A 15040-nucleotide genomic window follows, 5' to 3' on the forward strand; every position below is an offset into this window, starting at 1 on the left:
GAGTGACAATGAATGCACTTACAAAAAAAATCGTCTTGGTTTCTTGCATTATTAACTCTAGTAGCGGTTATTTCAGTGTTTTCTTTGTTGGATTCACCAAAACAATCAAAAGAGGCTATTTCCTGGACAGAAGAAGCTGATCAAAAAGCTGCAATACAGACTGTTTCGAAGGAAGTATCTTCATCCAGCCCTTTATTTAAAGAAACTCGTCTACAAGTTAGTCACGAAAGAAATCAACTTCGCCAAAAGTTAACGCAAAAAATAACGTCAGGGGAGTATTTTATTGACGAACAAAATACAGCGTCTATGGAAATCGATACTCTCCTTAAAGAAGAATCTACAGAGGGACTACTTGAGATGCAAATCAAATCATTAGGCTTTCCCGATGCTTTAGTACGAATAGAAGGAGCAAACATTTCCGTAACCGTGGTGGCCAATAAATTATCAAAATCTCGAGCAAATGAAATTATTTATCTAGTAAAAAAAGAATGCGAGGATGCAAATGTGCAAGTAAAATTCAGTGCAAATAATTATTAAAAAATGGAAAAAAGGGGTCTTCATTTTATTTACGAAAAACTGCGCTTTAAGGAAATACCATTCTAAGACGCTGTAGCCCCCTCTTGCAGGAAGTATCTTTATCACAAAACCAAACCTTTCTACATAAATACTAATTCTCAGTATAAAGATACTTTACCAAAGTAGCCAATTATCTAAAATACCCGTCTATTATTTTTAGATTGTGGAAGACCATCACTCTAATTTCAATATGGCTGTTAGAAAATGGCCACTGTTTGGAGTAGCTCTTGAAAATCCTATATGGAGTTTTATATGTCTGTGTATTTTTACTGGACGTTCTCTGTGCGCTTTATTCTCAGAATCGCTCAACATTCTTATGCCCCTACAAATAACAAAGTAGTAACTACAGAGGCATCTTCATGTTCATTTAATTCGGTATAACCTACCGCAAGAGATGCATTACAACAATATTATTATCAAGTTAATAGCCCTTTTCCCGTACTTTCTCGGACATATCATAGCGATGAAAGGAGAAAAATTTATGTGTATTAATAAAGATAATTGTAATTGTTTATCAACTAGAAAAGAATGTGATAACTTTGGACCGTTTGTGGCTAAAAATTTTAATTGTATAATTTCGGAAATCGAAAACGGCGAAGAAAACAGCGGCGGTTCAATCATTCCTTTTTCCTCTGGAAATACACAAACTGTAGTTGAAAATATACTCGGCAATAATCTTGCTAGTCTTATAGGGTTTGGTACTGCTATAGACCTTGTACCTATTGCAAATAATACAATTAATTTAACTGGACTTTTAACTGAAGCCTTCACCGTCCCACGTGCAGGAAATATTACTACTATTTCAGCTTCATATACTGCATTAGGGGGACAGGTTGAATCAGGATCTGTAACAATCCGTGCTCAAATTTTTCGTGCCCCTATAGGAAGTAATAGTTTTACAGGTACAAGTGCTAGCGTTGATTTAGCTCCAACAATTACAGAACCTATACCTTTAGGTCTTTTAGTATTTGCATCCGCTAATATTCCACCAGTACCAGTAGCTCCAGGTGACCAATTATTAATGGTATTTTATATTTCTTCGTTACCAGGAGATACTACCGTTGACCTTATTCTTGGTACTGCAAGTGCAGGAATTAATATTGTTTAAAATTTCTAATTGGATGAAGTGGAAGTTTTACAAATGAATATGCTATCCCCATTCCTATATTAGTGGCTTGGGTGCTGCGATTTCAGATAATATAAATAAGAAATTTACCTTCTTTCAGCAGAAGCTAAGCTACAGTATCTTCTTTCATTACAGTGTTTATTTTTAATATATTTCTCAGGCTATTCACTATGCAAAATAACTTTTCCTTCATAGTAATAGTAATGTAAAGCAATTATCCTCCTTTAGTGTGAAGGGTCACTCCAATCCCAAGTGACCTTTTTTATTGTCGTACCCCACTAAAATATTACTTGCTTGATAAATTTTTAATGCCTATTATGACTGGATGAAAACCCCACTCCTTCGCTACAGCCTACATATTATATAGTGTAGAAAGGAGGATTTTATTATGGGATACTATGGAAACGTAGGTAATTTTAATAATTATTACTGTGGCTGTTATGGTGGCTATGGCCGTGGCTACGGTTCATCATTTGCGCTGATTGTTGTTCTATTTATTCTTCTAATTATTATCGGCGCTACTTTCATAAATAATGAAAACTGTTAGCATCCTTACAAAACTATTAGTCTTTCTCACCTCTTTAAAGGGTCGCTTCCTGCCTAGTGACCCTTTATCGTTTGTTACTTTTTATGTCTATGCATTAACATAGTCGATGTTTACATGACCATTACTGGCAACTCTATTAATCTAGAATTTATGCTGTCCGAGGTGAGTCTTTCTCATACGCGCATATTGGAAGGATCAAATCATGGGTAATAATAAATTACTGAATCTTGTATTTATAAAATACATGAAAAAGGACACTCCTATACTCAGGAAAAGTGTCCTATAATTGAATAATGATCAACTTCTATTATCTGTTATTCTTGAGATAGTTTTATTAGCTTTTGCTAGGGTGAATTAAATTTGTTTTTCGAACCTTTTAAGAGCCTCAGACATTCTGTTAATAATCTCGTCAACCTGTTGGCTTGTAATAATAAGCGGTGGAGCAAGAGCAACTGTATTTGTTCCCTTCCAATCGAAGTAACGTAATTGCAGCCCTAAGTCCATGCATATATCAGTATATAGAGCTGCGGCATGTACCGAAGGAGCAAATGGGATGCCGTTTTCAGGATCTTTAATTAGCTCAATACCGGCCAGTAGACCAAGTCCTCTGACATTCGTTATATGTTTATGATTGCTTTCGAGATACTTAAGTCCTTTTAATAACTCTTCACCGCGAAGCCTACTATTCTCAATAATTTGATCTCTTTCTAATATTTCAAGTGTCTTTAAGCCAACCGCGCAAGCCATCGGATGTCCACTATAGGTGAATCCATGGAACATCATTTCATCTGATTGAATAAATGCTTCTCTTACATGCTCTCTCATAATTACAGCACCTAGGTGAGCGTAGCCACTTGAGATTCCTTTTGCAACACATAAAAAGTCCGGAACAATGTTCCAATTATCTACACCAAAGGTCTTTCCGGTTCTTCCAAACCCACAAATCACCTCATCTGCAATAAGCAAAATGTTGTGTTCGTCACAAAGTTTGCGAACAGCTTGAAGGTATCCGTCAGGAGGGAATCTTACCCCGCCTGCACCTTGGATTGGCTCCAAAATGACAGCGGCTATAGTGTCGGATCCTTCTGATTCAATTATCCCACGAATCGAACGCGAGTAATTTGGATCACTTTTGTCACCAAGTTCTGCATTCAAAACATGCGCTGCAGCTGTAAGGAAGTTCGGAGCATTGGAAGTCGTAAATTTGTTGAATCCCTCGATTCCGGTAGCACTTGTGGCACCTACTGTAACCCCATGGAATGATTGTTCAAGAGAAATAATTTTAGTTTTCTCTGGCTGGCCTTTTACTTTCCAATAAAAACGGGCCAGTTTAAATGCTGTATCATTAGATTCCGAGCCTCCCGATGTGAAGAAGCAAACATTCAGATCACCAGGTGCTAATGAGGCCACTTTTTGTGCTAAAAGGATAGCGGGTTCATTGGATTGTCCGCTGAATGAGGAGCTGTAAGAAAGTTTTAACATCTGCTGTTTTGCTGCCTCAGCAAGCTCTTCATTCCCATAGCCAAGGTTAACATTCCAAAGCATCGAAACCCCATCAATACGCTCTTTCCCCTCTATGTCTTTCAGATAAATTCCTTTACCTTCTGTAAAGATTGTTGAAGGCCCTGATAAATAATGGGCTCTCGGTGGTGTAGTTGGATGCAAATAATGTTTTTTATCAAGTTCTGATAATTCCAATTTACTTAGGTTTTTTCGCTTTGTAACGTATTGCATATTTTATTCCTCCTTTAATAGACAAATATAATGAAGCATTCCTAAGTTGCGATATCAATAAATTTTTTCCAAGAATAGAGCTACTGTTTTACTAATTGAAGTTACGTTTTCATCCTCTAGCAGGCTCTCAATAGGGTATATAAATAGCCACATTTTTTTATTTCCTTTGTGTCTCTCTCCTTGCTCACGATATTTTCTGAATGGGTAGAAGATTGTTACTTTATTTAACTAATATTTTGCCCTTCTATATCTGTTAAGAGTTTCTTGGATTCTTTTGAATACATAGATCTTATCGCTAAATAACAAACACCCATTCCCATCCAAATAAATCCAACCATTTTTCCGGCTGTTGAAAGCCCCCACAAGATATAAAGACAAACCGACATTCCAATTAACGGAATAATCAAATATTTAACGATATTTTTTTGCTTATTTTTTAAATAGTAATGATTCATTACACAAATATTCACGAAAGCAAATCCTAATAATCCACCAAATGCAACTAAGTCGGATACAATTTGCAAATTCAAAGATACTGCACCAATAATTCCGATTATTGACATTAATAAAATATTATTAATCGGTGTTTTATACTTTGGATGGATATAGCTAAAAAATTTTTGAGGGATGACATTGTCACGTCCCATCCCCAAAAGCAGACGACTTGAAGCTGATTGGCTAGCTAAGGCGCTTGCAATTCCAGATGCGATAATCGTAAGTGTAATATACGTCTGAAGGAACCCTCCCCCTATAGTCTCTAAAACGTTGAAGAAGGCTGTGTCGGGATTATCAATAGCTAAATAGTTTCCTACAAGAATCACTGCTAAATAAGTTACGGAAACATAAAATACCGTTTGAATGACACAGGTAAACAAGATGGCCAAACCAATTTTATTCCCCCCTACGTTCGTCTCTTCAGCCAAGGTTGTAATAGCATCAAAACCTAAGTAAGCGACAATAACAATAGCTGCCCCGCCTATAACTGCTCCTATTGAAAATGATTCACTATCATAAATTGCCTTATAGTTTATTAAAGTTAAATCACCCATTATAATATAGTGACTTGCGCTGACAACGAAGGCAATCACCGCGATAATCATGAGGAGCACTAAAACTGAATTCAACTTAGTAGCTATATCAATGCCAATTATATTTACAAACGTGATTGGGATAGCGAAGATGAGAACCCAACCCCAAACCGGGATGCTTGGTACAAGGGCGTTTGCAAAACTTGCACTGATCAAAAAAGTTAGCATAGGTATCAACAAATAATCTAGGAGCATTCCCCATCCAGCTATAAATCCTATTTTAGGGTGTAGCGCTTTATGGGCGTAGGTATAGGTTGAGCCTGCAACTGGGTAAGCTTCAACCATTTTACCGAAACTGTACGCCGTAAATAACATTGCAACAAAACCAAGAACATATGACAGGACAGAATGGCCCTGTGATACCAATGTGATAATTCCAAACATTGACATCGCTGCAACTGGTGCCATAAAGCCAAGACCAAAAATAACTAAATCTCGCATTTTTAAACTTCTTTTTAGACTTTGCCCATCTGATAAAATTTGAATGTTCTCTATTGATTTTTGTGTTTCTATAATCCCTACCCCCATTGGCATATTATAATTTTGTTATTTACCCTCCATACCAATTCAGGTATGCTTTGTCTAACTGTCCATAGCCGGCACTCCTACATCACGTCCGAAACCATTTGTTTCATCCCTTTGAAAGATGTTGCATGGTTTAAAAAACTGTATACTAACTGTTTCTACTTTTATAACACGGGCCATTCGATGACACACTTTAACTCATTTTGATCCAAACCCCAAATGCTAGCGCCCTAAACAGTGTCGTTTGCTCTTTCCAAGGCATCCGCCTAAAGCTTTCCTAGCAGCTTTGTCTGTAAGGTCCACAACTTCTGGTTAGGCCTCGGGTAATACGGCATTTACGTTCTGCCTAACACAACCTGAACCCATTACCACTAATAAACAGTTCGTATTTCGTCTTTTATCTGACTCCCCTCTTTTGTTTTGTTGATTGCCGATTTTTCCTTTGAACTGTAGTAAGAAAAATAAGCACTCTTTATAGTAATTACAGATTATCAGATTATAATAATTTGATATTGTAAAAATCGGAACATTCCAAATTTTTAACCACTAATTCTTCAACTATGCGCTTATTGAATGTACTTAAAAAAGGGGCAGGGACAATAGTATTTTAACTACTAAAGTAAAACCCGAACAAATTTACAAGACACGCATACGGTGTTTTGCCATTGTTCGGGTTTTCTAAATATATTCCTTCATTTATTTGAAAGAATTCGGCTTTCGCAAAGAGTTATTTGTTATATCCCACCTCTTTAGCTTTACAAACATTATTTAGCTTGTTTTCAGGCAACTTTTTTGTCCGGTTAATTGATAAGGTGTCATGCATCCAAAATTTCGAAACTCATGAATTAAATGGGCTTGGTCATAATAACCATTCTCATGAATAACATCATTTAACGTATAGTGGGTTGTCCTCAGAAGCATATTTAGGGATGATTGGAATCTTACTATTTGGCTAAATAATTTTGGGGAAATACCAATATGGTCTTCAAATTGTTTTCTTAAATATCTAGTTGAATATCCTACTTCTTCTGCAAGTTGAGTTATGGTAATATTACCTCTTGTCACGTATATATTATATAATGCTTGTTTTATTAGTTTTGATGATTTATCAATCTCAAAAATTTGGCTTTCCAATATTTCATTGAATATATTGACTCTCTCCATAAAACTTTCATCGGTTACTACCCGTTCTAAAATATTCGTATTTACAGGAAACATTTCATTTAAGGAAATTTCTTTATTTATAAGGTCTTTTATACCGAATTTTAGTTTCTTAATATCTAGGCATGGCAGAAAACGAATACCAAAGTATGTACTGTTTGGGACAAGGTTAATCACTCTACTTTTAGTAACGCTTCCGCAAATATTTCCGTAATGCTGATCACAATTAATGAGAATATCGATACACCCATCCGGGATAACAGAAATTCGATTACTTACCCCTCCCATTTTAAATTGGTAAAACAGAATAGATGGTTGATTTGGTTTCATTCTAACTTTTTGTTCAGTATAGTAATCTGTCTGAAATTCAAAGTCAGGCTGAGACGGCAAGTAACTAATTATTTTCGAATTTAAAGGATTAATCAATTTTATACCACCTTTAATACAAATTCGTAAACGCTTACAAATCGATGCTTAATATGTGATAATTTCCTCGGTTAATCGAATAACAGCTGAATCAACGGTTTACAGAAATTTCTTCTTGGATTACCTAACTTGTTCTTACTTAGTAGAGATTTCATATGCCACCTCTTTACGAACGTTCGTAAATTAGTGTAATAAAAAAAGGAAAAATAATCAACAGAACTGTCGGAAAATTTAGATAATTAATCATCCTCCCCCATAGTTTCTAATTTTTTAGCGGGAAAATTTTAAAACAGCTATTAAGAGCGCTTTTCCCATTCATAAACATTATCGATCACTAATTTAAAAGCCTGTATTCCTTATCCACTCAAGGTTACAGGCTTTTCTAACAACAGGTTTATGAACGTTTTATGCTTTATTGAGAAATATCTTCAAATCTAAATTAGAATCTTGCTGTCATCCTAAAACGGATAATCTAATTTACTCGTCTGTACAGATACCCATTTCGCAACAGTAAACTCATCTACAATCCATTCATATCCAAAACGCCCAATTCCACTTTGTTTCACTCCACCAAATGGAGCATTTCCTTCTAACACTGCAGGCATATCATTTATATGTGTTGTACCAGATTCGATCTCAAGAGCTAATTTTTCTCCTCTTTCTAAGTCACTAGTTATAATGGCAGAGGATAATCCATATTCCGTGTCATTCGCAAAACGAATGGCCTCTTCATCATTTTCGGCCGGAATAATTTGTGCAACAGGACCGAAGATTTCACAAGATGCAAGACATGAATCATTAGGTACATCAACAAATACAAATGGGGAAATAACATTCCCTGTACGGTCACCTTCTACGGCAACTTTTAATCCACTTTCCTTTGCTTTATTAACTAAATCCATAATTTTATCAGCTTGTTTTTCATTTATAACAGGTCCAATAATTGTGTTAGGGTCCTTGGGGTCTCCTACTGTTAATCCCTTTACTTTTTCTACGTATCTAGCAACAAATTCATCATAAATATCTCGATTAACAATAATTCGGTTTGTAATCGCACAGATTTGGCCACTATGCAAAAATTTTCCGAAGATGGCGACTCTCACTGCTTGTTCTACGTCGGCATCTCCTAAAACTACTAAAGGATTATTGCCTCCTAGTTCTAATGCCATTTGTTTTAATGTTCCGCCTGTTACCTTATTAATATGTTTTCCTACTGCAGTTGATCCTGTAAAACTGATAAACGAAGAATTCGTATTTAACAAGAATTCATCTCCTGATTCTTGAAGATCGGTTAAAATTGAATTAAACACTCCAGCAGGAAGCCCTGCTTCTTCGAAAGCCTTTGCAAAAACTTGCCCACCAACTATTCCAACTTGGAGATCCGGCTTATGAACAACACTGTTCCCGAGAGCAATGGCAGGGAAAATTGTTCTTGTTGCCATGTTAAAAGGAAAGTTAAAAGGTGTGATGGACGTAATAACACCTAAAGGTAATCGATATACACGGCTAACCTTTCCTGGTGTAGTAGATGCATAATTTTTGGGTGTGTATATTTCATCTACCATATTAATAGAATCTTTAATGTCACTAACCCCGAAGCCAAACTCAATATGAGCTTTAAGTAATGTTCCACCTGTTTCCCGTGTAATTAAATCCAAAATATATTCTTTATTTTTCTCTAAATAGTCTAATGCTTTCGTTAAAACCTCTCTTCTTTGTTCTGGAGTAGATTTAGCCCATTTCTTTTGTGCAGCTTTTGCCTTATGATATGCTTCTTTTATTTGCTCAACATTCGCTAATTCTACAGATGTAATAGTCGATTGATCATATGGATCCTTTATTGCATACGTTCTTTTACTCCGCCCCTCTACCCATTGACCCCCAATATAACTTTTGTTTAGTGTACTTGCCCATTCCATGCAGTTCACATCTAAAGCCTGGTTTTTTGTCATTTAAAGTCCCCTTCCTGAAATAAAATCTATACTTAACGCGATGTAACCTAAATTGTAGGTGCTGTTAATTGTTTTTTATTGTAAAAAGCGGAACTACCATTATCAAATGATAATTAAAACAAAACTAGATAGGGCTAACTGCCTTCTTACTTTTTAAAACGCTTATGAATATTGTTATATTTATATGTTCCTTCCTCACTGAATTCAATCAATTCCATCGATAATGCTAGATATCGACTAGTATATAGATCAGCAAAGTGATCCTTTATTACTTCGAAAAGTTCGTCACAAGTTTCTTTCTTATGTTCAGCAGATCTTCCCGCCCCAATTTTTAAAATAGCATGAACAAATGCATCATCTTCTGCTCCATCTGCTACTCGGTAATCTTGAAGTTCAATTGCTCTTGATCGAATGCCTCCAGTCGGAAAAAGATTACTACGGCTAATCAAAACATCGTTCACTTTTTTTAGCAAATTTGGAATGTCTGCTTCTTTCTTTATGTTATCGGTATACTCAACAATAAAATGCGGCATGTTTTCATCCCTTTCACTGACTAAAAATGGCGTTCTCACTTTCTGTTCTTAAGAACTGTTTTTCACTAATAATAGTATTTACTAGTCGTCCCACACCTTCAATTTCAGTAATGACTTGATCCCCTACCTTTGTATCAACTAAGCCCTCAGGCGTACCTGTAAGGATAATGTCGTTTTTATTTAATGTCATAAAACTACTTAAATACGCAATCAATTGCGGAATACTAAAAATCATATCTTTCGTTGTGCCTTCCTGCGTCACTTTTCCATTTACATAAGTACGCAAAGTAAGGTTCATAGGATCTTTAATATCTTTTGCATCGACTAGCCATGGACCGATTGGTGTACAAGTATCTCTATTCTTTACTTTTAAGTTCGGACGATAATAGTTTTCTAAATAATCACGGATGGCATAGTCATTTGCAACGGTATATCCTGCTACATAATCATAAGCGTCTTCTTGTTTAATGTTTGTCCCGGAACGACCAATGACAACTGCAAGTTCACATTCATAATGCATATTGGTAGCCTCAGCTGGTCGGTAAGTCTGACCTCGATGACCAATAAAAGTATTAGGGCCTTTTAGAAAAACTAAAGGTTCTGTTGGTGCTTGAAAAGCAAGTTCCTTTGCATGGTCTGCATAATTTAGTCCTAAAGCAAAAACGGTTCTAGGTTGTACAGGTGGTAGCCAGACAACTTCCTCTTCAGAAACAATTTGTCCATTATCTAGTTTCAGGTGACCATCATTTGTTTCAATTGCGTGATGAATAACATCCTGAAATACTACACGTGCATGTTTCATAATAATCGCGCTCCTTTACCAAACAATGAGATTCTCATTTAACTGGATTTTCTAAATAACCGATTCCATCGATTTCAATTCGTACCAGGTCTCCCTCTTTCACAAGCGGAGGATTTTCAGGTACCCCAACTAGCAAAACATCTCCCTCATACAGCGTCATAAATTCCGAAATTTCAGAAATCAACTGTGATACAGGACGAATTAAATTGGCCGTTGTATTCTTTTGTTTTAATACATCATTAACGAATACAGTAATCGTTAACTTATTAGGGTCAGAGATTGCATCGCGTTCAATAATCCATGGACCTACAGGGCAAAAGTTATCTCTCGCTTTTTGTTTAACAGCTGGTCGATAAAAACTCTCATGTGGAATACTTACATCATTTACAATGGTGTATCCTAATACATGATCTAAAGCTTTTTCTTCTGTTACACGAGTAGCCTTTTTCCCAATGACAATGCCTAGTGAGGCACCTATTTGCAGATGTGATGTATCCTTGGGTAATGGAATGGAAGATTTAAATCCAGTAATGGTGTTCACTGGTTTTATATATAAGACAGGCGTTTTAGGAGGCTGGTTATAAGGTTCTTTCGTTAACGATGAACCTAATGCCTTAAGCTCGCCACTATAATTTAATAAAGCCCCATAAACTGTACCCGAAATTGGCGCCTCCAAAGAAGACTGCCCTACTGGTATATTTCTATCACCGAGAATAATTGTATTGCTTTGAGGATCTACTTCCACCTCTTTTGTGTGAAGGGCTTCACTAAATTTAATAATTGCCTTACTCATAACGATTCACTCCTCTTATCAATTTCGCCTTGGCGTAATTAGCGTCCGGATTTTGAATTGTGCCAGCACAATTCATTCCTTTGAAAATCCGTGACATCCGCCGGAGGCTTTAGGCCAACACGATGTTGGTCACTCAGGCGTTTTCACAGGATGTGAAGTTCTTAGCCTGGGTTCCTCTATTTCAGCAGGTGTTTGGACACCCACTGCAAAGGTACCAAAATCGCATTCATCTCACCACCTATAGAGGTGGGAGTCTTCTGCGAATGAAGATAAACTCGTAAATTTTTCTGATGATTATTTCATCTTATTGAACTTGTAAAACGATCACTAATGATTAACTACACCTTTAACATCATTACCTATATTTGACTTAACGATAATTTCTGGAAAATTATCTGCTGCATTTTTTGACTTACGGGCCCCTATAAGGGTACCAATATAGCAGCCTAAAAAACCTAACGGTATCGAAAGAATTCCTGGTGATGCTAGAGGGAAAATAGGATGACCAGTAAATAGGGCTACACCTGGTTCTGGGTTCCAAACATTTGGACTTACCATTACTAGACCAATCGTGCTAATTAATCCTATAAGCATCCCAAAGATTGCTCCCGTTTTGTTGAACTTTCTCCAAAAAATAGTTAATAAAATAACTGGTAAATTCGAACTCGCTGCTAATGTAAGAGCGATTGAGGCTACAAAGGCAACATTAAAATTTTGCAAAAATAGTGATAAGGCAATGGCGATAGCAGTGATGACAATCGAAGCAAGACGTACCATAAACATTTGCTGTTTTTCAGTTGCTTTCCCGTCTTTTAAAATTTCGTTATAAAAGTCATGGGAAAATGCTGTTGCTCCCGTAACTACAATTCCAGCAACCACTGCGAGAATAGTAGCAAAAGAAACCGCAGAAATGAAAGCAAACATAAAATCTCCGCCAATATACTTTGCTAATAATGGCGCTGCCATATTCCCTGCTGAGTTAGCCTCTATAATACTCGAAGTTCCAACTAGCTTCGCTGCGCCAAACCCAAGGAAAATGACCATAATGTGGAACATGCCCATTATCCACATAAGCCAAACAACTGACTTTCTGGCTACCTGAGCATTAGGTACAGTTAAAAAGCGAACTAATACATGGGGTAGACCTGCTGTCCCAAGAATGAGCCCAAGTGTTAAAGAAGCAGCATCCCAACCGTTTTTATATTTTAAACCTGGATTTAAGAAATCAATTCCAAAAGGAGTGGCGGTTTTCATATCTGTAAAAATGCCAATAAAATTAAAATTAAATTTCCACATAACCATGACAAACATAATAAAGGTTCCACCTACTAAAAGAATAGCTTTAATAATTTGAACCCAGCTTGTTGCGGTCATTCCTCCAAATAAAACAAAAGCTAACATAGCCACACCAACAATAAGGACTGAAATATTATACGGAATACCTAATAATAATTTGAATAAAGCTCCTGCAGCAACGAGCTGTGCAAGCATATAAAAAACTGAAATAATAATTGTATTGAAGGCCGTTACACCTCGTACTTGTTTAAACTTAAATCGAGCAGTAATCATGTCACCTAACGTATATTTTCCAAGATTTCTTAATGGTTCAGCAACTAAAAATAAAATGACAAGAAACGAAACGAGGGCACCGTACATGAGGAAAAATCCGTCATATCCCGTTAAAGAAAAGGCTCCAATTAACCCTAAAAAGGTAGATGCAGACATAAAGTCTCCAGCTAAAGCAAGTCCATTTTGCCTAGCAGTCAGACCACCTCCAGCTGTATAAAAAGAACCTGCCGTTTTTGTTTTTTTGGAAGCATAGTACGTAATAAAAAGTACCCCTATTGACATGAGTACAAAAAGAAGAATAATGTCCCATCCCATATGTCTACAGCCCCTCTTTTACTATGATTTGCTTTACTTTTTCGTCAAATTCAGCAGACTTCTTTACATAAACACTGCATACCCCAAATGACATAAAGATAATTGAAATACCGTAAATCCACGCCAACGTAATGTCTCCTATTACTTGAACGTTTAATATATTTGTAAACAAGGCTAGGAATGGTAAAGCTAGTGAATAAGCCAAATAAAAAATTGTGTATGAAATAATAAACTTTTTCTTATCTAAAAGTAGTTGTTTAAAATCCTCTGAAGTGGAAATTTTGTCATAATCTATTTGTTTGTTATCTTGTTGTTCGATGTCTTTTTTTACACTACGCTGTTCTTTTACTAGCTCCAAATTGATAGCACCTCTTTCCTAATAATTCAATAGGGTTCTTACATGCTTCTAATTCTTCCATTTTTAATTTCTATTAAAAACCACTAGTTTTAGCTCGGTCATTTCTTCTACAGCATATTTTATTCCTTCTCTTCCCATTCCACTTTCCTTCACACCACCATAAGGCATGTTATCTACACGAAACGTTGGAATATCATTAATCATTACGCCTCCAACATGAAGGTTTTCAGCTGCAGTTAACGCTGTATGAACATTATCCGTGTAAATCCCTGCTTGAAGACCATATCGCGAATCATTTACTTGTTCAATTGCTTCCTCTACTGCTTGAACTTTATTGATGATAACAATTGGAGCAAACACTTCTTGACACGAAACTTTTAAAGAAGACGCTGCATTTAATAGGACCGTTGGCAATAGAATATTTCCTTTGGCGATTCCCCCAGTTGCTACTTCTGCCCCATGTTGTGTCGCCTCATGAATCCAATCTAAAGTACGTTCTACATCTTCTTTTGAAATAAGCGCTGAAACATCCGTACGTGGATCTAAAGGGTCACCAATTTTGAGTTGTTGAGTTGCTTCAACGAATTTTTGCACAAATGTTTCGTACAAACTTTCATGTATATAAATGCGTTGTAATGATATACATACTTGACCTTGAAAGGAAAAGGCTCCCTTCACACAACGATTAATAATTGTATCTATATCGATCCCTTCATCAATAATAACCGCTGCATTTGAACCCAGTTCTAATGTCACACGCTTCAGTCCTGCTTTGTTTCGAATACCAATCCCAACTGCTGGGCTTCCGGTAAATGTAATGGCTGCAATTCTATCATCGGTCACGATTTTATCCCCCACGACTCTTCCGCTTCCAGTAATCACATTAAGAGCTCCATTCGGTAAACCAGCCTCCTGTAACAACTCTGCTAAAAAGAAAGAAGATAGTGGCGTTTGACTTGCTGGTTTTAATACAATTGTATTTCCTGCGGCAATGGCAGGACCTACTTTATGGGCAACTAGATTCATCGGGAAATTAAATGGAGTAATCGCTCCAATAACCCCAATAGGTTCACGCACCGTATATGCTACTCGTTTTTCTCCACCTGGTGCAGCATCCAATGGAAGTGTTTCTCCATGAATTCGCTTTGCTTCTTCAGCTGCAAACTTATACGTTTGTATTGTCCGTTTCACTTCTTCGATTGCAGTAGCAATTGGTTTAGCTGCCTCTAAAGCGATAATTTCTGCCGCTTCATCTAAACGCTTCTCTAACAAAACTACCAAACGTTCCAAAATAGCTGCACGTTCGTGAGCTGGCATTTTCGCCATGACTGTTTTTGCACGAACTGCAGCTTCAATTGCCTCATTCACTTCTTTGTCATTAGCCTTAGGAATATATGCAATAACATCTCCAGAATATGGAGATGTTAGAGATGCCTGTTCAGTGGCTTCTTGCCATTGACCATCAATATATAAGTTTTTCTGTCTTGCTTGTACTTTTAAATTCATAGTCTACTCCTTTCTGTTATAGCCTACTA

13 protein-coding genes are annotated in these 15040 nt (G+C 36.6%); 3 read left to right on the forward strand and 10 right to left on the reverse strand.

Annotation, left to right across the window (positions count from 1 at the left end; translation table 11 throughout):
* Positions 1-12: 12 nt before the first annotated feature.
* The 3 genes from ACIQ7N_RS04350 (at position 13) to ACIQ7N_RS04360 (ending at position 2249) form a co-directional block, all read left to right on the forward strand.
* The gene (locus tag ACIQ7N_RS04350; RefSeq protein WP_402930468.1) at positions 13-537 is read left to right on the forward strand and encodes a SpoIIIAH-like family protein; all 525 of its coding nucleotides are present in this window, start codon (positions 13-15) and stop codon (positions 535-537) included.
* Positions 538-1057: 520 nt separating this feature from the next.
* Positions 1058-1684: an exosporium glycoprotein BclB-related protein gene (locus ACIQ7N_RS04355; RefSeq protein WP_402930469.1), complete on the forward strand. Its 627-nt coding sequence runs from the start codon at positions 1058-1060 to the stop codon at positions 1682-1684.
* Between the two features lie 406 nt (positions 1685-2090).
* Positions 2091-2249 (forward strand): YjcZ family sporulation protein, encoded by a 159-nt coding sequence (locus ACIQ7N_RS04360; protein ID WP_402930470.1) that lies wholly within the window; start codon positions 2091-2093, stop codon positions 2247-2249.
* Between the two features lie 354 nt (positions 2250-2603).
* Here ACIQ7N_RS04360 and ACIQ7N_RS04365 read toward each other — a convergent pair whose 3' ends face one another.
* The 10 genes from ACIQ7N_RS04365 to ACIQ7N_RS04410 form a co-directional block, all read right to left on the reverse strand.
* Entirely contained in the window at positions 2604-3983 is a 1380-nt protein-coding gene (locus tag ACIQ7N_RS04365; protein WP_402930471.1) for an aminotransferase family protein, read from the reverse strand.
* Positions 3984-4207: 224 nt separating this feature from the next.
* Entirely contained in the window at positions 4208-5605 is a 1398-nt protein-coding gene (locus ACIQ7N_RS04370) for an APC family permease (RefSeq protein ID WP_402930472.1), read from the reverse strand.
* A 759-nt stretch (positions 5606-6364) separates the two neighbouring features.
* The gene (locus ACIQ7N_RS04375; protein ID WP_402930473.1) at positions 6365-7183 is read right to left on the reverse strand and encodes a helix-turn-helix domain-containing protein; all 819 of its coding nucleotides are present in this window, start codon (positions 7181-7183) and stop codon (positions 6365-6367) included.
* Positions 7184-7641: 458 nt separating this feature from the next.
* Positions 7642-9102, reverse strand: coding sequence for an aldehyde dehydrogenase family protein (locus tag ACIQ7N_RS04380; protein WP_402930581.1), 1461 nt, complete (start codon positions 9100-9102; stop codon positions 7642-7644).
* Between the two features lie 179 nt (positions 9103-9281).
* On the reverse strand, positions 9282-9668 hold the full coding sequence (locus ACIQ7N_RS04385; protein ID WP_132356870.1) for a 5-carboxymethyl-2-hydroxymuconate Delta-isomerase: 387 nt from the start codon (positions 9666-9668) through the stop codon (positions 9282-9284).
* A gap of 13 nt (positions 9669-9681) precedes the next feature.
* A complete protein-coding gene (locus tag ACIQ7N_RS04390; RefSeq protein WP_402930474.1) occupies positions 9682-10470 on the reverse strand; it encodes a fumarylacetoacetate hydrolase family protein in 789 nt (262 codons plus the stop codon).
* Positions 10471-10504: 34 nt separating this feature from the next.
* Positions 10505-11263, reverse strand: a complete 759-nt coding sequence (locus ACIQ7N_RS04395; RefSeq protein ID WP_402930475.1) for a fumarylacetoacetate hydrolase family protein — start codon at positions 11261-11263, stop codon at positions 10505-10507.
* 327 nt (positions 11264-11590) lie between these two features.
* Complete coding sequence (locus tag ACIQ7N_RS04400) at positions 11591-13147, reverse strand: solute symporter family protein (RefSeq protein WP_402930476.1); 1557 nt, start codon at positions 13145-13147, stop codon at positions 11591-11593.
* Positions 13148-13151: 4 nt separating this feature from the next.
* Positions 13152-13505 (reverse strand): DUF485 domain-containing protein, encoded by a 354-nt coding sequence (locus tag ACIQ7N_RS04405; RefSeq protein ID WP_248716596.1) that lies wholly within the window; start codon positions 13503-13505, stop codon positions 13152-13154.
* A 63-nt stretch (positions 13506-13568) separates the two neighbouring features.
* Positions 13569-15011: an aldehyde dehydrogenase family protein gene (locus ACIQ7N_RS04410; RefSeq protein WP_402930477.1), complete on the reverse strand. Its 1443-nt coding sequence runs from the start codon at positions 15009-15011 to the stop codon at positions 13569-13571.
* Between the last annotated feature and the right edge of the window lie 29 nt (positions 15012-15040).

Source organism: Lysinibacillus sp. NPDC095746 (genome assembly GCF_044763535.1).
Lineage (GTDB): Bacteria > Bacillota > Bacilli > Bacillales_A > Planococcaceae > Lysinibacillus.

Bases quoted from the DNA above. Each gene is read 5' to 3' on its own strand.
- ACIQ7N_RS04350 (WP_402930468.1), top strand. From the start codon at position 13: ATGCACTTACAAAAAAAATCGTCTTGGTTTCTTGCATTATTAACTCTA.
- ACIQ7N_RS04355 (WP_402930469.1), top strand. From the start codon at position 1,058: ATGTGTATTAATAAAGATAATTGTAATTGTTTATCAACTAGAAAAGAA.
- ACIQ7N_RS04365 (WP_402930471.1), bottom strand. From the start codon at position 3,983: ATGCAATACGTTACAAAGCGAAAAAACCTAAGTAAATTGGAATTATCA.
- ACIQ7N_RS04410 (WP_402930477.1), bottom strand. From the start codon at position 15,011: ATGAATTTAAAAGTACAAGCAAGACAGAAAAACTTATATATTGATGGT.
- ACIQ7N_RS04400 (WP_402930476.1), bottom strand. From the start codon at position 13,147: ATGGGATGGGACATTATTCTTCTTTTTGTACTCATGTCAATAGGGGTA.
- ACIQ7N_RS04385 (WP_132356870.1), bottom strand. From the start codon at position 9,668: ATGCCGCATTTTATTGTTGAGTATACCGATAACATAAAGAAAGAAGCA.
- ACIQ7N_RS04370 (WP_402930472.1), bottom strand. From the start codon at position 5,605: ATGCCAATGGGGGTAGGGATTATAGAAACACAAAAATCAATAGAGAAC.
- ACIQ7N_RS04360 (WP_402930470.1), top strand. From the start codon at position 2,091: ATGGGATACTATGGAAACGTAGGTAATTTTAATAATTATTACTGTGGC.
- ACIQ7N_RS04395 (WP_402930475.1), bottom strand. From the start codon at position 11,263: ATGAGTAAGGCAATTATTAAATTTAGTGAAGCCCTTCACACAAAAGAG.
- ACIQ7N_RS04380 (WP_402930581.1), bottom strand. From the start codon at position 9,102: ATGGAATGGGCAAGTACACTAAACAAAAGTTATATTGGGGGTCAATGG.
- ACIQ7N_RS04390 (WP_402930474.1), bottom strand. From the start codon at position 10,470: ATGAAACATGCACGTGTAGTATTTCAGGATGTTATTCATCACGCAATT.